At 59.7% G+C, this 19,680-nt stretch carries 15 protein-coding genes and 1 pseudogene; 8 read left to right on the forward strand and 8 right to left on the reverse strand.

Annotated elements, in window-relative coordinates:
* Positions 1–5 precede the first annotated feature (5 nt).
* Positions 6–1,220: a phospholipase A gene (locus GSQ93_RS09490; RefSeq protein WP_254073824.1), complete on the reverse strand. Its 1,215-nt coding sequence runs from the start codon at positions 1,218–1,220 to the stop codon at positions 6–8.
* 675 nt (positions 1,221–1,895) lie between these two features.
* Between GSQ93_RS09490 and GSQ93_RS09495 the strand changes: the two genes are divergently transcribed.
* The 4 genes and pseudogenes from GSQ93_RS09495 to GSQ93_RS09510 all read left to right on the forward strand — a co-directional run bounded on the left by GSQ93_RS09495 (position 1,896) and on the right by GSQ93_RS09510 (position 6,167).
* Positions 1,896–3,065: a polyamine ABC transporter substrate-binding protein gene (locus tag GSQ93_RS09495; protein WP_254073819.1), complete on the forward strand. Its 1,170-nt coding sequence runs from the start codon at positions 1,896–1,898 to the stop codon at positions 3,063–3,065.
* Between the two features lie 278 nt (positions 3,066–3,343).
* A pseudogene (locus GSQ93_RS09500) lies at positions 3,344–4,429 on the forward strand (ABC transporter ATP-binding protein); the annotation flags it as partial.
* A complete protein-coding gene (locus tag GSQ93_RS09505) occupies positions 4,426–5,349 on the forward strand; it encodes an ABC transporter permease subunit (protein ID WP_158935406.1) in 924 nt (307 codons plus the stop codon). The pseudogene GSQ93_RS09500 and the gene GSQ93_RS09505, both read left to right, overlap by 4 nt.
* The gene (locus tag GSQ93_RS09510) at positions 5,349–6,167 is read left to right on the forward strand and encodes an ABC transporter permease subunit (protein WP_158935459.1); all 819 of its coding nucleotides are present in this window, start codon (positions 5,349–5,351) and stop codon (positions 6,165–6,167) included. The genes GSQ93_RS09505 and GSQ93_RS09510 overlap by 1 nt, the downstream gene beginning before the upstream one ends.
* A gap of 28 nt (positions 6,168–6,195) precedes the next feature.
* Here GSQ93_RS09510 and GSQ93_RS09515 read toward each other — a convergent pair whose 3' ends face one another.
* The 3 genes from GSQ93_RS09515 to mfd form a co-directional block, all read right to left on the reverse strand.
* Positions 6,196–7,209, reverse strand: coding sequence for a threonine/serine dehydratase (locus GSQ93_RS09515; protein ID WP_158935407.1), 1,014 nt, complete (start codon positions 7,207–7,209; stop codon positions 6,196–6,198).
* A gap of 39 nt (positions 7,210–7,248) precedes the next feature.
* The gene (gene argE, locus GSQ93_RS09520) at positions 7,249–8,493 is read right to left on the reverse strand and encodes an acetylornithine deacetylase (RefSeq protein WP_158935408.1); all 1,245 of its coding nucleotides are present in this window, start codon (positions 8,491–8,493) and stop codon (positions 7,249–7,251) included.
* 89 nt (positions 8,494–8,582) lie between these two features.
* A complete protein-coding gene (gene mfd / locus GSQ93_RS09525) occupies positions 8,583–12,074 on the reverse strand; it encodes a transcription-repair coupling factor (protein ID WP_158935409.1) in 3,492 nt (1,163 codons plus the stop codon).
* 110 nt (positions 12,075–12,184) lie between these two features.
* Here mfd and ispD point away from each other — a divergent pair, with 110 nt between their 5' ends.
* Positions 12,185–12,898: a 2-C-methyl-D-erythritol 4-phosphate cytidylyltransferase gene (gene ispD / locus GSQ93_RS09530; protein WP_158935410.1), complete on the forward strand. Its 714-nt coding sequence runs from the start codon at positions 12,185–12,187 to the stop codon at positions 12,896–12,898.
* 82 nt (positions 12,899–12,980) lie between these two features.
* Positions 12,981–13,472, forward strand: coding sequence for a 2-C-methyl-D-erythritol 2,4-cyclodiphosphate synthase (gene ispF / locus GSQ93_RS09535; RefSeq protein ID WP_158935411.1), 492 nt, complete (start codon positions 12,981–12,983; stop codon positions 13,470–13,472).
* An 82-nt stretch (positions 13,473–13,554) separates the two neighbouring features.
* On the opposite strand, the gene GSQ93_RS09540 is transcribed toward ispF, so the two are convergent.
* From GSQ93_RS09540 to ompR, 4 genes are all read right to left on the reverse strand, one after another.
* Positions 13,555–14,079 (reverse strand): carboxymuconolactone decarboxylase family protein, encoded by a 525-nt coding sequence (locus GSQ93_RS09540; RefSeq protein ID WP_158935412.1) that lies wholly within the window; start codon positions 14,077–14,079, stop codon positions 13,555–13,557.
* 104 nt (positions 14,080–14,183) lie between these two features.
* Complete coding sequence (locus tag GSQ93_RS09545) at positions 14,184–14,732, reverse strand: peroxiredoxin (protein WP_031359747.1); 549 nt, start codon at positions 14,730–14,732, stop codon at positions 14,184–14,186.
* 210 nt (positions 14,733–14,942) lie between these two features.
* Positions 14,943–16,301 carry an ATP-binding protein gene (locus GSQ93_RS09550; protein ID WP_158935413.1) on the reverse strand — a complete coding sequence of 453 codons (1,359 nt, stop codon included), beginning with the start codon at positions 16,299–16,301 and terminating at the stop codon, positions 14,943–14,945.
* Between the two features lie 69 nt (positions 16,302–16,370).
* Complete coding sequence (gene ompR / locus GSQ93_RS09555) at positions 16,371–17,096, reverse strand: two-component system response regulator OmpR (protein WP_031359745.1); 726 nt, start codon at positions 17,094–17,096, stop codon at positions 16,371–16,373.
* A 432-nt stretch (positions 17,097–17,528) separates the two neighbouring features.
* On the opposite strand from ompR, the gene GSQ93_RS09560 reads away from it, so the two are divergent.
* A complete protein-coding gene (locus tag GSQ93_RS09560) occupies positions 17,529–17,849 on the forward strand; it encodes a hypothetical protein (protein ID WP_158935460.1) in 321 nt (106 codons plus the stop codon).
* Positions 17,850–18,001: 152 nt separating this feature from the next.
* Positions 18,002–19,675, forward strand: a complete 1,674-nt coding sequence (locus GSQ93_RS09565) for a DUF1800 family protein (protein WP_254073820.1) — start codon at positions 18,002–18,004, stop codon at positions 19,673–19,675.
* Positions 19,676–19,680 lie beyond the last annotated feature (5 nt).

Genomic DNA, 19,680 nt, shown 5'->3' on the forward strand with positions numbered 1-19,680 from the left:
TCAGTTTAACGCGCGATGCTGTATCCGATCCGGGCGATCCAGTGTTGCCGCTGGTTGTAATCGAGGATGTCCTCGCCGTAGCCGTTGAAATAGCCCACCCACAAGTAGCCGCCCCACGCGCTGTTGATCAGCTTGGCGAGCGGATAGGTGAATTGGGCGTCAACGCTGCCGTATGCGTGTTTTGTGCCCTTTCGCAATGTCGTCGCGAGTTGCCAGCTGTCCGGGCTGCCGTACTTCACGAGCAGGTCGACGTAACCGCGATAGTCCTGGATGTCCTCGTTGCCGCTCTTCGTGATGTAGTAATAGATTTTCGGCGCTATGGTCAGGTGGTTCGAATTGACATCGCCGAAATCCCAGCTCGGACGCACGAAAGCGATATTGATCCCGCGCGAATCCGCGCCGCTCTTGCCGTTCGACTCATGTCCAATACCCGCTGTCACGCCCATGCGCGAAAACAGCGCGCTTTTCCAGCCCGTGTCCTCCAGGTAGTAGAACAGTTGCGGCTCGTAACTTGTGTCGCGGAACGGCGCCGATTCAGCCGACAGATCCCAGATCGACGTTTGCGTGTAGGCGAAATACAGGTTGTCGAGGAAACTGCGCGAGCGCGGATCGTCCGGCATGATCAGACGGTACTTGAAGCTGAACTGGAATTTGGCGAGGTTATCGCCGTTCTGGCCATCGGCGAAATACATGGGTTCGAAGGTCGACAACCGGCCGCTAAACATGCGATCACTGGTGGTCGTCGGCACGGCTGACGTATTTGCCGCGGCTTCCGCGCTCGCCAGTTGCTGCGGTGTCCTCGCCTTCGTCTCAGCGGTTTCCGCGGCCACCACTTGCGTTTGCGACTTGCCGCGGTTCAGCGTAATCAGCATGGGCGATGAATCGAAGCCTACCGGATCGACTTTCATCACGCCGCGCGCTGCGTCGGGCCAGGGGGCGGCATAACGAATTTTTCGATACTGACCGGGGCGCAGCGTCAGCTTGTCGGGGACGTTGGGTTCGCGCTGCAGCGCGAGTGGCCGTGGCGGCAGGTCACCATTGGTCAGCGTGACGTTGAGCGCTTTGGGCACATCGATGGTGAGCGGCTGCTTGTCGTCATCGCTATAAAGCAGTGTCAGTTCGAGCGGCTGTTCCGCGGCGGCCTCGCGCACCGGCTGGAGCACGGAAACCGTGGCGCAGGCGGCGCTGGTCCAGCCGAGGCCGATAGCGCTCGCGAGCATGGCCAGGCGGTAAGCCGTTGCGACGTCGCGTCGCCGGAAGGGCGTGAGGGAGCGGGTGGAAAACGGCGGGAAGCCTCGGGCCATGAAAACGATCGTCCTTGTTGCGTTGAGTAGCGTCGTGTGCGGGCGGAGCGAGACGGCAGGAACGCCTGTCCCTTTTCGTCCCGAATGCGCCGTGTGCGATCGCATGTTTAGCGACTAACTGAGCGACAAACTGATCGATTAACTGCCCGCTCGCCAACCGACGATATTCGCGAAACGCATAATTTTAAGCGGGCGGCAGGATCATCTCGAAAAGCTGTGCCGAACGGGGAGCAATAGCAAAATTCGATCCCGACCCGTACCGATCCACTTATTCCGTGATGAGCGAGCCGGGATCAGCGGGGTTTTCGTTTGCTTGTATCGACATGCGAGCGTGGTATGGCGAAACGCGCATTACCGTGTGCCGATGCGTGCGTCCGGACGTCAAGACAGGAAGGCCTGAAGCACCGGCAAAAGCCCCTTGTACACTTCACGCGACAAAACTCGCTGATTGTTTTTTGCGAAGCCCCCTTTTGATGATAGTTTTCGTTTTTTTGAGATTGTCTCGGAATCGTTTCGATCAAGCAGGGGAGAAAGGGCGAATCGAGACGTGGAAACCAACGGTCGGCAAGTCGAAAGGACGGAGAAACTGAAATGACAGAAAAAGTGGCGGACCGGTTGTCGAAGCGTTCGGGGGCATCGGGCGCGGCTGCACGGATACCGGCGTGCTTAAAGACGATCACCCTGGCTATCGCGGGCGTGGCGGCGTTATCGGCACCGCTGGCGGCATCGGCGAAAGACACTCAGCTCAACGTATACAACTGGTCGGACTACATCGCGAAAGACACGATTCCGAACTTCGAGAAGCAGAGCGGCGTCAAGGTCAAGTACGACAACTACGACAGCGACGACACGCTGCAAGCCAAGCTGCTCACCGGCAATTCGGGCTATGACATCGTGGTGCCCACCAGCAACTATGCCGGCAAGCAGATCACGGCAGGCATCTTCGCCCCGCTCGACAAATCCAAACTCCCCAATCTCAAATACCTCGACCCTGAACTGATGAAGCTGGTTGCCGGCGCCGATCCGGGCAACCAGTACACGGTGCCGTGGGCATATGGCACCACCGGCCTTGGCTACAACGTCACGAAGGTCCAGCAGATCCTCGGCAAGAACGTGCCGCTGGATAACTGGGACATCCTGTTCAAGCCGGAAAACATCTCGAAGCTGAAGGCCTGCGGTGTATCGGTACTCGACGCCCCTGACCAGATGTTTGCCGCCGCGCTGCACTACATCGGGAAGGATCCGATGAGCACGAACCCGGCCGACTACCGCGCCGCGCTGGCGATGCTCAAGAAGATCCGTCCGTACATCACTCAGTTCAACTCGTCGGGTTATATCAACGACCTGGTCGGCGGCGACGTCTGCTTCGCCTATGGCTGGTCGGGCGACGTGGTGATTGCCAAGCATCGGGCGGAAGAGGCGAAGAAGGCGTACAAGATCGAGTACTACATCCCGAAGGGCGGCGCGCCGGTGTGGTTTGACGTGATGGCGATTCCGAAGGACGCGAAGAACAAGGAAGCCGCGCTGGAGTGGATCAACTACATCGAGACGCCGCAGGTTCACGCTGCGATCACGAACGAGGTGTATTACCCGAGTGCGAACAAGGAAGCACGGAAATACGTATCAAAGGATGTTGCCGACGATCCCGCCGTGTATCCGCCGCAAGATGTGATCAAGACGCTGTTCCTGCTCAAGCCGTTGCCGCCGGAAATCCAGCGTTTGCAAACGCGGCTCTGGACGGAATTGAAGTCCGGACGCTGATCGTGATTCCGGTAAGTTGCTAAAGTCGCATCAGGCAGTCGACAAACGCGAAGCCCCTGGTTATCCGGGGGCTTTGTTCGTGGCCGTGTCGAAAGAATAAAGTTAAAAGTGCCGCTGAAAAAAGCAGCACGAATGCGCGTAGCGCAGGAGCAGGGCAGCAGATCATGAGTGAGCAGCAGTCGAGCGCAGTGCCCGCCGGACCGGGCAATCAAGGTGGTCCGGGTGGCCGCAATGGCCGCAGGCCGGAACCGGGTTTGCGGGACCCGGACTGGGCGGGGGATAACTTCGTGCGGATCGTCGATGTAGTCAAGAAATTCGATGAAACCGTTGCAGTGAAAGGCGTGAACCTGTCGGTGAAAAAGGGCGAACTGTTCGCGCTGCTCGGCAGTTCCGGCTGCGGCAAGTCCACCTTGCTGCGCATGCTCGCGGGGCTGGAGTCGGTCACCTCGGGCCAGATCGTGATCGATGGCGAGGATCTCGCGAGCATGCCGCCGTATCGGCGACCGGTGAACATGATGTTCCAGTCGTATGCGCTATTTCCGCATATGACGGTGGAGGCGAACGTGGCGTTCGGGCTCAAGCAGGAGGGCATCAAGGGCGCCGAGCTCAAGGAGCGCGTGCTCGCAACGCTCGATCTCGTGCAGATGGCGAAGTACGCGCAGCGCAAGCCGCACCAGTTGTCGGGCGGGCAGCAGCAGCGCGTGGCGCTGGCCCGCAGCCTGGTCAAGCGTCCCAAGTTGCTGCTGCTCGACGAGCCCATGTCCGCGCTCGATAAACAGATTCGCCAGCGCACGCAGATCGAGCTGGTGAATATCCTCGATAAGGTCGGCGTGACCTGCATGATGGTCACGCACGATCAGGAGGAAGCAATGACCATGGCCGGCCGGATCGCGGTCATGAGCGAAGGCGAGATCGTGCAGATCGGCACGCCGCACGAGGTCTACGAATATCCGAACAGCCGGTTCACCGCTGAGTTCATCGGCTCGACGAATCTGTTTGACGGCATCGTAGTGGAAGACGAACCGGATCACGTGTTCGTAGAGACGCCAGAGTTGCCGTCGCGGCTGTATGTGAATCATGGCATCACGGGCCCGCTCGGTATGCCGGTCACCATCTCGGTCAGGCCCGAGCGCATAGCGTTGACGCGCAAGCCGCCCGACGGTGCGTACAACTGGGGCCACGGCACCGTGGCGAACATTGCGTACATGGGCGGCTACACGCTGTATCACGTGAAACTTGACAGCGGCAAAGTGGTCGTGGCGAACCTGTCGAGCCTGGCGATTGGCCAGATCGATTCGCCCACTTGGGACGACGAAGTCTTCGTGCGCTGGACAGCGTCGGCAGGCGTGGTGCTCACCGCATGAAAACGCCGCATTTACCGAGTTTGCTCAAGCAACGCTTCGGCCTGTCAGGCAGGACGGCCGTTATTTTCGGGCCGTATTTGTGGCTCGTGCTGCTGTTCCTCGTGCCGTTCCTGCTGGTCGTCAAAATCAGTTTCTCCGATTCGCGTCTCGGCATTCCGCCTTATACGGAATTGACGGCGATGAAAGACGGCGTGCTGAGTATCGCACTCGATTTTTCGCATTACGCGTTTCTCGTGACGGACAGCCTGTACTTCGCGACCTACCTGAATTCGCTGCTGGTGGCGGGGGTGTCCACGCTGTTGTGCCTGCTGATCGGTTATCCGATGGCGTATTACATCGCTCGTTCAAATCCGGCGACCCGTAACCTGCTGATGATGGCCGTCATGCTGCCGTTCTGGACGTCGTTCCTGATTCGCGTGTATGCGTGGATCGGGATTCTGAAGAACAATGGCTTGCTGAACAACTTCCTGATGTGGACGGGGATTATTCATTCGCCTATCGAGCTGTATCACACGAATATCGCGGTTTATATCGGCATGGTGTATTCGTATTTGCCGTTTCTTGTCATGCCGCTTTACGCCCATCTGGTGAAGATGGATCTCACCCTGCTCGAAGCCGCTTACGATCTCGGCGCGAAACCGTGGAAGGCGTTTTTGCAGATCACGCTGCCGTTGTCGAAGAACGGGATTATCGCGGGGTGCCTGCTCGTGTTTATTCCGGCGGTGGGTGAATACGTGATTCCGGAATTGCTGGGCGGCGCGGATACCCTGATGATCGGCCGCGTGATGTGGAATGAATTTTTCGATAACGCCGACTGGCCGATGGCTTCCGCCGTCACCTGCGCCATGGTGCTGCTGCTGCTCGTTCCTATGGCGCTGTTCCAGCATTACCAGGCGAAGCAACGGGAGGACAGGCGATGATTGAACCCAGTCGCTCGCTCCGGTTCACGTTTTTGGGTCTCGGATTTCTGTTTCTCTATATTCCGATCGTGAGTCTGGTGGTGTACTCGTTCAACGAGTCGCAACTCGTGACCGTGTGGACGCAATTTTCATTGAAGTGGTACGCGGCGTTATTGCACGACGATGAACTGATCAATGCCGCATGGTTATCGATGCGAATCGCGGTGTTCACGGCGTGCGCGTCGGTCGTGATTGGGACATGGGCGGGATATGTGCTCGCCCGCATGGGACGGTTTCGCGGCTTCACGCTTTATGCCGGCATGATCAACGCGCCGCTCGTGATACCCGAAGTGATCCAGGGGATTTCGCTGTTGCTGCTGTTTGTGGAAATGGCGAAATTATTCGGCTGGCCGGCAGGGCGCGGTCTTTTCACGATCTGGATCGGCCATGTGATGCTGTGTATTTCCTATGTGGCAATCATCGTGGAATCGCGGGTCAGGGAATTGAATCCATCGATTGAAGAAGCCGCACTCGATTTAGGCGCAACGCCCTTGAGGGTGTTTTTCTCGATTACGCTGCCGCTGATATCGCAAGCGCTGGTGGCTGGGTGGCTACTGTCGTTTACGCTATCGATTGATGACCTCGTGTTATCCGCGTTTTTGTCGGGGCCGGGATCGACGACGCTGCCGCTTATTGTGTTCTCGCGCGTCCGGCTGGGCTTGAATCCCGAGATGAACGCGCTCGCCACGCTGTTCATTGCGTTCGTGACAATCGGCGTGATTGCCGCGAACTACTTCATGCAACGCAGCGAGCGCAGGCGGCTGATGAATGTGTTGTAGCTGCAGCCGGAGCGTGTACGAGCCGCGCTCAGTCGTCTTGAGCCGCCGTGGCGAGATGTTTGGCGAGCGTGGCCGAGTCGGTGTTCGTGCCGCACAGCAATACGCCGACGCGCTTGCCTTGCAAGGTCTCGCGTAACGGCCCGAGCAACGCGGCGGTCGCGGCGGCGCATGCCGGTTCAACCGCCAGCTTCAGCTCATTGAACAGATGCAGCATGGCGTGACGCAGTTCGGTGTCGGAGACCGTCACCAGACGGTCGATATGCCGCCTGCACAATTCGTAGCTGTAGTCCTCGGTGTGCGGCGCCATCAATGAATCCGCAATGCTGTGCATCGCGCCCATCTTCACGGTGTGGTTCGCGGCGAAACTCTGGCCCATGGCATCGGCGCCAGCGGGTTCAACGCCATACACGTGGATCGATGGATTCGCGAGCCGGAATGCCAGCGATACCCCCGCCGCCAGCCCGCCGCCGCCGATCGGCAGGATCACGGCGTCCAGATCGGGTGCTTGCGAGGTCCATTCGTATCCGAGCGTCGATGTACCCAGGATCGTCCGGTAGCTGTTGAACGGATGCACGAAGTAGCGGCCTTCCTCGGCTTCTATGCGACGCACGATCTCGAACGCTTCCGCGCCGTTTTCCGCCATGACTATCTCCGCGCCGAAACGGTGACAGAGCGCCAACCGCGCCGGACTGGCGGTCTTGATCATCACGACCTTTGCGCTGATCCCGAGCCGCATCGCGGTGTACGCGACCGCCACCGCGTGATTGCCCGCCGATACACACGTCACGCCCGCGTCGCGTTCGCTTTCCGTGAGCGCCAGCAGATGCGAAAACGCGCCGCGCGTCTTGAACGTGCCGCCGACCTGCAGCAGCTCGAACTTGAAGTTGACCGGCGTGCCTTCCAGCGTGGGAAAGTCGTGACGCTCGAAGGTCGGCGTGCGCGCGACCCACGGCGAGAGCGTCATGTGCTGGCTGGCGATATCGTCGAGTGTGGGAATCGGCGTACCGTCGATGGTGCTATCGGAGTGATGGGCGGTGGACATGGATTACCTTGTGACCTCAACGAGCAATTTCAACCGACATCAACGCACTTGCGCCTCAACCGACATGCTGTGAATGAACTTGCTCAAAAACGCTTCGCACGCCGCAAGCTGCTCCAGCGACACATATTCGTTCGCCTTATGCGCCTGCTCGATATTCCCCGGCCCGCACACAATACTCGGCACGCCCGCCAGCTGGAACAAGCCCGCTTCCGTCCCATAGGCCACCTTGCGCTTTTCCTGATTCGCGGTCAGCGCGCGCACGAGTTGCGTGATGGCCGCCTGCTCGGACGCGTCGAGCCCCGGCGCTGAAGCAATCTTCGAGAACTCGATCGCCGCGTTCGCGTGTTCCTTCTGCATCTTCGGCAACAACTCTTCCCGCGCGTACTTCTCGATGCGCTGATAAATCGGCTCGGGATCAAGCGTCGGCAAATTGCGGAATTCGAACGCGAAATTGCATTCGGCGGGCACGGTGTTGATCGCGTTGCCGCCGTTGATCGTGCTGGTTTGCCCGGTCGTGAAGGGCACGTCGTACTGTTCGTCGAACGGGCCTTGCGCACGGAATTCATCGACGACGTCGCGGATGTAGCAGATCAGCCGCGCTGCGTATTCGATCGCGTTCAAGCCCTTAGGCGTCAGCGACGAATGCGCCGCAAACCCGCGCACGCAGCAGTTGTACGCGTTGATCCCCTTATGCGCGATGACCGGCCGCATGCTGGTCGGCTCGCCCACAATGCAGCCGTCCGGCCGCAGCCCGCGCTTTTGCAGGTCGGTGATCATCAGCGGCGCGCCGGCGCAGCCGACTTCTTCATCGAAGGAGAGCGCGAAGTGGATTGGCCGCGCGAGTTTCGTGGCCTGCATCTTTGGCAATAAACTCAGCGATGCGCCGATAAACCCCTTCATGTCGCACGTCCCGCGACCGTACAACAGGCCATCGCGGATTTCCGGCTTGAACGGATCGCTGTCCCATTTCTGGCCATCGACCGGCACCACATCCGTATGCCCCGACAGCACGATGCCGCCGTTTGTTGCGCCGTCGTGCGCGGGCACGGTCGCGAACAGGTTGGCCCACTTGCCGGATGGATCGGTGCTGAGCGTGCTTTCGATACCGGCCGCGCGCAATTCGTCGCGTACGGTTTCGATCAAGCCCATGTTCGGGTTGCGGCTGACGGTGTCGAAGGAGACGAGCTTCTTGATCCACGGCAACGACGCCGGCTCGACATTTGACGATGCATTGGACGAGGGTGTTTGCGCGACGGAAGCCGTCGATTCAGCGATCTGTGACATGGCGCTCTCCTTGGAATTTTTCACTTTCGATCATACCGAAAAAACCGGCCACGCACCGCCGGACAAGGCAATGCGCGGATGTGTCTGGTTCAGCGTAAAGGCAAAGACGCGGTTGCTGGTTTCTGCTGCCGCACCGGTGCGCCAAGCGCACGCAGCGTTTCCTTGACCGTCGAAATCCGCACGGCAAGATCCGGACTGCGCACTTCTATGCGCAGCTTGTCCTGCCCCGCGAGCTTGATGTGCTTGTTCTTCTGCACCATCTCGATGATCTTCATGGCATCGACGGGTGGGTTCGGAATGAACTGCAATGCAATCGCGTGCTCGGCCGCGTCGATCTTGATAATGCCCAGCGGCTTGGCCGCGAGGCGCAGCTTATGCGTCTCGACCAGCGCGCTTGCCTGGGGCGGCAGTTTGCCGAAACGGTCGATCAACTCTTCCAGGATGCTGTCGATAGAATCGCTCGTTTCGCAATTCGCCATGCGTTTGTACAGCGACAAACGTTCCTGAACATCGCCGCAATAATCGGCGGGAAGGATGGCCGGCGCGTGCAGGTTGATCTCGGTCGTGGCGGCGAGCGGCGAGTTCAGATCGGGCTCGCGGCCTTCCTTCAGCGCTCGCACGGCGTCGTTGAGCATGTCGGTGTAAAGCTGGAAACCGATCTCGTGGATTTCGCCCGATTGTTTGTCGCCGAGCACTTCACCCGTGCCGCGAATTTCCAGATCGTGCATCGCGAGATAGAAGCCGGAACCGAGTTCCTCCATCTGCTGGATCGCTTCCAGCCGGCGCTGCGCCTGTTTCGTGAGCGCGGCCGGATCGTGAACGAGCAAATACGCGTAAGCCTGATGGTGCGAACGCCCGACGCGCCCACGCAACTGATGCAACTGCGCGAGACCGAATTTATCGGAGCGATGGATCAGGATCGTGTTTGCGCTCGGCACGTCGATCCCCGTTTCGATAATCGTCGTGCACAGCAGCACGTTCGCGCGCTGGCCGACAAAATCGCGCATCACGCGTTCGAGTTCGCGTTCGTGCATCTGCCCGTGCGCGACCGCAATACGCGCTTCCGGCACGAGCGCTTCGAGCATCGCGCGACGGTTGTCGATCGTCTCGACTTCGTTGTGCAGGAAATAAACCTGTCCGCCGCGCTTCAGTTCGCGCAGCATTGCCTCGCGGATCACGCCGTCTTCTTCACGTCGAACGAAGGTCTTGATCGCCAGGCGCTTTTGCGGCGCGGTGGCGATGATCGAGAAGTCGCGCAGCCCCTCCAGCGCCATGCCCAGAGTACGGGGAATGGGCGTAGCGGTGAGCGTCAGCACATCGACTTCCGCGCGCAGCGCCTTGAGTGCCTCCTTCTGCCGCACACCGAACCTGTGTTCCTCGTCGATGATCACCAGCCCGAGCCGCTTGAACACGACATCGGTGGAGAGCAGCTTGTGCGTGCCAATGACAATATCGATTGTGCCTTCATTGATTGCCGCAATCGATGCCGCGACTTCCTTCGTGCTCTTGAAACGCGAGAGTTCAGCGATCTTCACGGGCCAGTCTGCGAAACGGTCGGTGAACGTGTTCGTATGCTGTTCGGCGAGCAGGGTGGTCGGCGACAGAATTGCCACCTGCTTGCCGCCCATCACCGCGATAAACGCCGCCCGCAGCGCCACTTCCGTCTTGCCGAAACCAACGTCGCCGCAAACCAGCCGGTCCATTGGCTTGCCGCTGGTCATATCGCCGATCACAGCGGTGATTGCCGCGGCCTGATCGGGCGTTTCTTCGAAGCCGAAACTCTCCGCGAACTTCGCGTAATCACGCGCTTCGAGTGGGAACGAATGACCTTCGCGCAGCGCCCGGCGTGCATAAAGATTGAGCAGTTCGGCTGCCGTATCGCGGATTTGCTGCGCGGCTTTGCGCTTGGCTTTGTCCCACTGGCCGGAGCCGAGCGCGTGCAACGGCGCGCTTTCCGGGTCGGCGCCGCTGTAGCGCGAGATCACGTGAAGCTGGGCGACCGGCACGTACAGCTTGCTTTCGTTCTGGTATTCGAGATGCAGGAACTCGGTTTCACCTTCGCCCAGATCCATCGATACCAGGCCCATATAGCGCCCAATACCATGCTGCGTATGCACGACCGGATCGCCGATTTTCAGCTCGGAGAGGTCGCGCACCATCGAATCGACGTTGCTCGCCTGCTCCTGGCGACGCCGTCCGGCGCGCCGCGTGAGCTGTCCGTATAGCTCGGTCTCCGTGATGATCGAGATGCCTTCTCCGGGCAGCGCAAAGCCGTTCGCAAGCGGCGCTACGCCCAGCGAGAATTTGTGATCACCGGTGAGCCATTCCTGGAAGGTGTCGTCGAGCGACGCGCGCAGGCCGTTATCGGCGAGCAATTGCTGGATCGTCTCGCGTCGTCCGGCGGATTCGGTCGCGAACAACACGCGATTCGACGTTTGTTCCAGGTAATGGCGCAGCGCGAGCAACGGCTCTTCAGCGTGACGATCGATGGCCAGACCGGGCAACGGCACTGCCCAGCCGCCCTCTGGCGTGGCCGGAAACTTGATCTGCGCGAAGGGTTTGGCGAACGAGAAAAAGTCGTCGTCGCTGAGAAACAGGCGTTGCGGTTCAAGCAGCGGCCGCTCACGGTCATGCGACAAGAAGTTGTAGCGCTGCCGCGTGTCGTTCGTGAAGCGCTTGATGGCCGCGTCCATGTCACCGACGAACGCCAGTTGCGCGTCTTGCGGCAAGTAATGGAACAGCGTGGCGGTTTCGTCGAAGAACAGCGGCAGGTAATACTCGATCCCCGCTGCCGGCACGCCATTGCCGATGTCCTTGTATATCGATGAGCGGCTTGGATCGCCCTCGAACACCTCGCGCCAGCGACTGCGGAAGGCCGTGCGCGCGGGTTCATCGAAGGGAAATTCGCGGCCGGGCAGCAGGCGCACGTCGCGCACCGGATACAGGCTGCGCTGCGTGTCGGGATCGAAGGCGCGGATGGAATCGACCTGATCGTCGAACAAATCGATCCGGTACGGCAGCGGCGAGCCCATCGGATACAGATCGAGGAGCGAACCGCGCACGCAATATTCGCCGGGGCGCACGACTTGGCTCACATGCTCGTAGCCCGCGAGCGTCAACTGGCTCTTCAGTTTTGCCTCGTTCAGCCGCTCGCCCTGCGTGAACGAAAACGTATACGCAGCCAGAAACGATGCCGGCGGCATTCTGTAAAGCGCAGTGGTCGCGGGCACGAGCAGGATGTCGCAGCGTCCTTCGCCCAGGTCGTGCAACGTCGCCAATCGCGCCGAAACCAGGTCCTGATGGGGCGAAAACGTGTCGTAGGGCAGCGTTTCCCAGTCGGGCAAAAGCCTTACGCGGGCGTCCGGCGCGAAAAACGGAATTTCGACCGCAAGACGTTGCGAATCGACGGCGCTCGCGCACATGACGACCAATAACGGGACTTTTTCGCGAAAAGCCAAGTGGTAGCGTGCCAGGGCGAGGGCGTCGGAGGAACCGGTGGCGCCATCGAAGGCAAAGCGCTGACCAGCTTTGACGAGTGCGATAGGGGACGTTGACTGCAAACTGACGGCTTTTGAAGGCATAAAGTGTGCGGGGAACCGTTCGCGTGCGAAAGTGCGCGCGGGACCGGCATGGTCGCGATGGTCCTATTATAAAATCCGGACTTCACTTTTGACTTGGGCGTTTTCAACTCGTGACTTCCCGCCTGTTCGCCCTCATTCCGTGCGCCGGTTCTGGCAGCCGTTCTGGCGCACCGATGCCGAAGCAATACCAGACTGTCGGCCGCCATCCGATGCTGCGTTATTCGCTCGCCGCCTTTGACGCCTGTTCCGAATTTGCCCAGACGCTGGTCGTGCTGGCGCCGGGCGATCATCATTTCGATGACCGCCGTTTCGCCGGTTTGCGCTTCGCCGTGCAACGCTGCGGCGGCACGACGCGGCAGGCGTCGGTGTTCAATGGTCTCGCGGCGCTGACCGGTTTCGGTGCGCGCGACGATGACTGGGTGCTGGTGCACGACGCAGCGCGCCCCGGGCTCACACCGGAGATGATCCGGCGGCTGGTGAGCGAATTGAAGAACGATCCGGTTGGCGGAATTCTGGCGCTGCCGGTGGCTGACACGCTCAAGCGGATCGAGGCTGAAGGCGTCGCGCACGACGAAGGGCGCATTGCCCGCACGGAGTCGCGTAACGGCTTGTGGCAGGCACAGACGCCGCAGATGTTCCGCCTGGGCATGCTGCGCGATGCCATCACGCGGGCGCAGCAGGACGGCCACGATCTCACCGACGAAGCCAGCGCTATCGAGTGGCTCGGACATGCGCCAAGGCTGATTCAGGGAAGCCTGCGCAATTTCAAGGTGACGTATCCGGAAGATTTCGCACTGGCGTCGGCTATGCTCGGCGGTGCTTGATTCAGTGGTTTGATTCAGTGGTTTGATTCAGTGGTTTGATGCAGCGGTTTGATGCAGTGCCCTTTACTTTCTAGGACTATCGATGGATTTCAGAATCGGACAAGGCTACGACGTTCACCAACTGGTCGAAGGCCGGCCGCTCATCATCGGTGGCGTCAGTATTCCCTACGAGCGCGGGCTGCTCGGCCATTCGGACGCTGACGTGCTGCTGCACGCGATTACTGACGCGCTGTTCGGCGCTGCGGCTATGGGCGATATCGGCCGGCATTTTCCGGATACGGACGCGGACTTCGCTGGCGCGGATAGCCGGGTGCTGCTGCGCGAGGCTTTTGCACGCGTCTCGGAAGCCGGTTTCGCGATCATGAATGTCGATTCGACCGTCATCGCGCAGGCGCCAAAGCTGGCGCCGTATATCGAAGCGATCCGGGCGAACATTGCTGAGGATCTTGAGCTGCCGCTGACTCGCGTGAACGTGAAGGCCAAGACCAATGAGAAGCTGGGCTATCTGGGGCGCAAGGAAGGCATCGAGGCGCAGGCTGCCGTGTTGCTGATGCGTACGGGTATTGACGCTTGAGCGCCTGCGTGTGAAAACGCAAATAAAAACGCCACGCTCGGATCAAAGCGTGGCGTTTTTGGGTGCTTGAACCTGAAACGGCTTAATGACCTTCAGCGGCAATCGCCAACTGAGCGGCGTTGATTACCGCAGCAATTCGCCCCACATCCCGCAATTGCGTTGTGCTCATTCCCTCGCCAACGAGATTCTCATAGTGCGACTTCACGCAGAAGTGGCACTTTCCAACAATCGATGCCGCCAGCGCATACATCTCGAAGCGCCGTTTATCGACGCCGCCATGCGTCGCGTATGCGTTCATGCGAAGTGCAGCGGGCTGCGTCTTCAGATCGGCGTTATCGGCCATTTCCAGGTACGGATACCAGACATTGTTCATGCCCATCAACGCGGCTGCGGTCAACGCGCCATTCGTTTCTTCAGCCGACAAAACGCCCGACGAGCGGATCAACGCGACAATCTTCGTCGCCTTCGCCGCATAGGCGGCAGCCAGCGCAACGCCCACCGCGTCATTGCCTTCCAGCGATGAACGCGCGATCGTGCCATCCACGTTCAGCCGGATGTCCTTGGCATAGTCGGGAATGAGTTCTTTAATCGATGCGAGGAATTCCATAAATTTCTCCTATCTGATCAGCGATAAAAAAGCCCGTCGGCTCGAGCTTAACTCGGAAAGCTGACGGGCTAGGGCGAAAGCCATGAGGCTCTCGCCGATACAACTTACAGCGTCGAACCGCCGACAGCGCGATTGCACGGGCACAGTTCGTCCGTTTGCAGACCGTCGAGAATACGGAGGATTTCTTCCGGATTACGGCCCACGTTCAGGTTGTTCACCGACACGTGCTGGATCACATTGTCCGGATCGATCACGAACGTTGCGCGCAGCGCCACGCCCGCTTCCTTGTCACGAATTCCGAGCTGGTCGATCAACTCGCCCTTCACATCGCCGAACGAATAGTGGTTCAGCTTGCTCAGATCCTTGTGCTCCCGGCGCCATGCCAGTTTCACAAATTCGTTGTCCACGCTGCCGCCGAGCAACACTGCATCGCGATCGGCGAAATCGCTGTTCAATTTGCCGAATTCGACGATTTCCGTCGGGCAAACGAACGTGAAATCCTTCGGGTAGAAGTACAGGATCTTCCACTTGCCAGGGAACGACTGTTCGGTGATGTCTTCAAACGCCGATACGCCATTTTCTTCGTGATGATTGAAACCCGGCTTTGCAGCAGTAACGGTAAACGCTTCAACTTTATCGCCCACGGTCTTCATATGAATACTCCTGTGTTCGTTGGAAGAAAATCCAGCCTAACTGATCGCTGTAACGCTCACATGACGCAGCATCAAACTCTCGATGAGAAGCTGATGAACGCGTTGAACGATCCTCATTATAACTCTATTGACTATCAATTTCAATAGATTTTGACTAACGATCTGGATAGCTTTTAACGAATGGACCGATAGCATCCGGACGAGATCGGGTTAGCGGAAAGTGCGTTTTTCCATCGCCGGGAAGTCGATGGTCACCTCAAAACCCGCGTGCGGATGGCGATTGCGCAATCGCAATGTGCCGCGCTGCCGGGTGACCAGCCGTTGCACGATGGCCATGCCAAGCCCGGTGCCGTTGGCCTGCGTGCGGGCTGTGTCCACGCGATAAAACGGCCGCGTAATCAACGCGACCTGATCTTCGGGAATGCCGCCCCCCTCATCCATCACCGACAACTCCACGCGCCCGTGATTGACCTTCGTTTGCAGCGTGATCCGGGCGATATCGTCCACAGCGCTGCGCCCGTACTTGCGCGCGTTTTCCAGCAAATTGCCGATAACCCGCCGCACGTCGGTCGGGTCCCCTTCTACGATAGCGCCCTGGGCCAGATCGGTTTTCATCAGCACGCCGTCTTCCGCGTAGAAACGCGCGGCCATTTCACCGCCGATCAGCGATAAATCGACCGCTTCGGCCATGCGCTGCACCGGCCGGGCGTAGTCGAGGAAACGCCCGATGATCATGTCCATCTGTTCGATGTCATCGACCATCGCAAGTTTCGTCGCTTCATCCGACGGACTCATTTCCGTTTCGAGCCGCAAGCGTGCAAGCGGCGTGCGCAAATCGTGCGAGATGCCCGCGAGCATCAGTGCACGGTCGGCGTCGAGCTGTTCGAGGTCCTGCACCATCTGGTTGAAACTGCGATTGGTTTCGGCGGCCACGCCCATGCCACGCTCGGGCAACGGCTCAGGCGATTGCCCCGAACCGACCCTGCGCGCCGCCAGGGCAAGGCGCGCGAACGGCCGATTCACAAGACTGGTAATGAACGCCGCCCCGAATAGCGATAGCGCCAGCGCAAAGACGCCCCAGCCGGCCCATTGCAGGCCGGTGACGTTATCGAGTTGATCGCGGTCGAGCGCCACCCAGTAATCATCGTCGTCGATCTTGAAGCTGATCCAGACGCCCGGAATGTCGTTGACCGATTGCGCGATCACCGTGTCGTTGCCGAGCCGGCCGCGCACGTCATGCTCGATCAGGCGGTTCAGCGACTCGTCGGGCTGAAGGCGATATTTATCGGTGGTTTCACGCGGGTACACGCGCACCCCTTCATTGCTCTCCAGATCCTGCAGCAAAGCACGGCGCAGGTCAGGGTCGGAATAAAGGAGGGCGGTACGGGTGAGCTTGACGACCGCGACGAGTTGAAGCGCCACGCGCTGCGCGCGCGGTTCGCGTTCGATCACCCGGAAGCTCTGGAACCATGCGGCGATGCTGACCGCAATCAACAACGCGATCAACGCGAAGGTCCGCCAGAACAGGCCACCGAACGCGTGCGTCAGTAGCCGCCTGTCAATCCGCATGGTTCGCTAATGCTCTTGCTTGTGGCGCGCACGGGGCGCGTTTGTCAGAACTCAATCAGAACTCAAATCTCAGGCCGCGCCGTCGGGAATGAAGACGTACCCGAGACCCCACACCGTCTGGATAAAGCGCGGGCTGCTCGGGTCCGGCTCGATCAGCTTGCGCAACCTTGAGATCTGCACGTCGAGACTGCGGTCGAAGACTTCGTATTCACGGCCGCGCGCCAGTTCCATGAGCTTTTCACGCGACAACGGCGCACGCGGATGTCGCGCGAACACTTTGAGCACCGAGAATTCGCCGGTGGTCAGCGGAATTTCCTGGCCGTTCTTGGTCAGCGTCCGCGTGGCGAGATTCAAGGCAAATTCGCCGAACTCAAAGACTTCAGTGGTTTCGGACGGCGCGCCCGGCAGTTCCGACGGCGACTGGCGACGCAGCACCGCGTGAATCCGCGCGACGAGTTCGCGCGGGTTGAACGGCTTTGGCAAATAGTCGTCCGCGCCCATTTCCAGGCCCACGATGCGGTCGACGTCTTCGCCTTTCGCGGTGAGCATGATGATGGGCGTACGGTCGTTGCTGCCCCGCAGACGGCGGCAGATCGAGAGTCCGTCTTCCCCCGGCAACATCAGGTCGAGCACGAGCAGGTCGAAACGTTCGCGTACCCAGAGCTTGTTCATCGACGGCGCATTTTCAGCGACATAGACATTAAAGCCCTGTTCGCCGAGATAACGCCGCAAAAGATCGCGCAAACGGGGATCGTCGTCGACTACGAGTATTTTTGAGGGATTTTTGGTTTCCATGCCCGCATCTTAGCGCGATTAGAAAGAGCTGCTAGTTTGCTCCATTTCCAAGGTAACAGATAGTTACAAAATTTACGGCGAGTGTGGCACGACGTAAAGGTTCTATGCGTACACTCCTTTACCTAAGCCCGTCATTCGGTGGATACTCCATTAGTACAACGATTGCGCGTCAGTTTTATGGCGGCATTAACCGTCGATTCTGGCATGACACGCAAGCACGCCAAAGAGCCTGAGACTGTCCGGTTGTCGAGCAACGAAGGGAACAACATGAAGGGAGCGCGGCGGCGCATACCTGTGCGCACCAAGCGCATCATTCGACTAACGCTAATTGCTAGCGCGTTTTATGCCGTGTTCGCCGCGCGCACCGCTCTTGCGCAAGCTTCGCAATCCTCCAATCGCAGTTCGTCGGCGTTCGATCGTCCTGATTCGTCGATGTCTTCGACTTCATCTTCGTCATCAACTTCATCCTCGCCCTCCGCGTCCCGGTATTCGAATCCCGCAGGCGACAGTTCTGATTTCAATTCGCAACAGCCCAGAAAGCGCTTCGATGGCCGTTTCATGCGTGCGCAACATCGAATGCAGAAGCCGCTCAACGGTAATCGCGACCCGCAAGTGATGCCGGCCATGCCCCCGCCGCCAATCGATCCGCAACCGCCCGAGCGGCCTCCGCGACACGGCGTGATGACCGCAGATGAACGGCGGCTGCTGCGTCAGCACATTGAGGAAGCGGTCAGGGACCTCTATAAGCGTTGAGGCTCGGCGGAGGCGGTGCCTTTGTGCGGCCCAACTTCCGGTTTTGGCCAAAGCCTTCCGGCGCTTAACGGATACCGAACGACATCGGTGGTCAACGGGCACCGGTAGCGCGCCGTTGATTGACTTGGCACGGCCACCGGACTCGCTCCTTGATGCAACCCTTCAGCTACCCTGATTCCCACGATGCTCGCGGTTCGCTGGATCGGCGCGAGCGCGGTGTGAGTATTGTTACGCTTGTCATCGCGTTATGTTTGATGTTGACCAGCGCGCTGACGGCTCAGGCAGCGCAAAACAACGCGCCGCGCCGCGTGCGCACGGTGCATCGGACGGAAGCGGCGGCGGTCGACGCCGATCCCCTCGATGCCACCGATGCCCGCTTCCTGCTCACGCGTACGGGCTTTGAAGCAAACGCGAGCGAGGTAGCCCCGTACATTGGAATGACCCGAGAGCAGGCCGTTGATGCGTTGCTTGCCGGCGCCCGGACTGAAGCGTCTACCGCGCCGCCCGCGTGGGTCACGGAGCCGATCCCACCAGTTGAAGTGCGCCGTGCGTGGACGCAGGACGAACGCCGTGACGACCAGCGCGAACAAAGCCGTCGCTACGATGAGTTGCGCGGCTGGTGGGTACGCGAAATGGTGACCACGCGCTCGCCGCTCACCGAGCGCATGACGCTCTTCTGGCACGATCACTTTCCGTCCGGCGAAGACAAGGTTCACTATCCACAGCTCATGTTCCGCCAGAACGCGCTGCTGCGCCGCGACGCGCTTGGCAATTTCGGTGACCTGCTGCATGCAGTCTCTAAAGATCCGGCGATGCTGCAATACCTCGATGGCGCCGGCAGCCGCAAGGGGCGTCCCAACGAAAACTTCGGTCGCGAGGTCATGGAATTGTTCACGCTCGGCGAGGGACATTACTCGCAGCGTGACGTGACCGAAGCTGCACGGGCGTACACCGGTTGGACGCTCGATCCGAATACGCTTGCTTATCAATTCAATCCAAAGATCCACGATGATGGCGACAAGACCGTCCTCGGCCAGACGGGTGTTTTCGACGGCGATCAGGTTCTCGAGATCCTCTTGGCTCAACCGGAAACGGCCACCTTCATCACGACCGAGCTGTGGCGCGAGTTCATCTCCGAGACGCCGGACCCGGCTCAGATCGCACCGATTGCCGACCGTTTTCGCGCGTCGCATCACGACATCAAGACAGCGTTGCGGGGACTGTTTTTATCGGATGCGTTCTGGGATGAGCGCAACCGCGGCGTGCTGATCAAGTCACCCGCGGAATTCGTGGTTGGCGCTGTGCGCGAGTTTGATATCGGTTATGCCGATCAGGACGTGACCGCGCTCGCTGTCCAGGTTCGTAACTTCGGTGAGAATCTCTTTTATCCCCCGAACGTAAAGGGCTGGCCGGGCGGTGAGAACTGGATCAACAGCTCCACGCTGCTTGCGCGCAAGCAGTTCATCGAACAGTTATTCCGCGCGACCGAAGCGCATGGCATGCACCCGGCAGCGACTAATGCGAAGGCGAGCGCGATGTCAGGTTTGATGTCGGGTTCTATGTCAGCGCCAATGCCCAGCATGATGACCAACGCCGCCATGAAACCTGCGGCGATGCAACGGCCGCATCCGGGTTTGCGTTTCGATCTTGATGCATGGCTCGCGGGATACAACACGACGCCTGACGCGCGCCCGGACTTGTCGACGCAATTGCAACTGCAGCGCGCGGTGCTGGCGGTTTCTCCCGCCGACGCCATTGAACCCGATGTCACCAGCAGCGCCTATCTGCGGGCATTGCTGATGGACCCTGCGTACCAGTTGAAATAGGCGGC

Source organism: Burkholderia sp. S171, assembly GCF_009766085.1.
Taxonomy (GTDB): Bacteria; Pseudomonadota; Gammaproteobacteria; order Burkholderiales; family Burkholderiaceae; genus Caballeronia.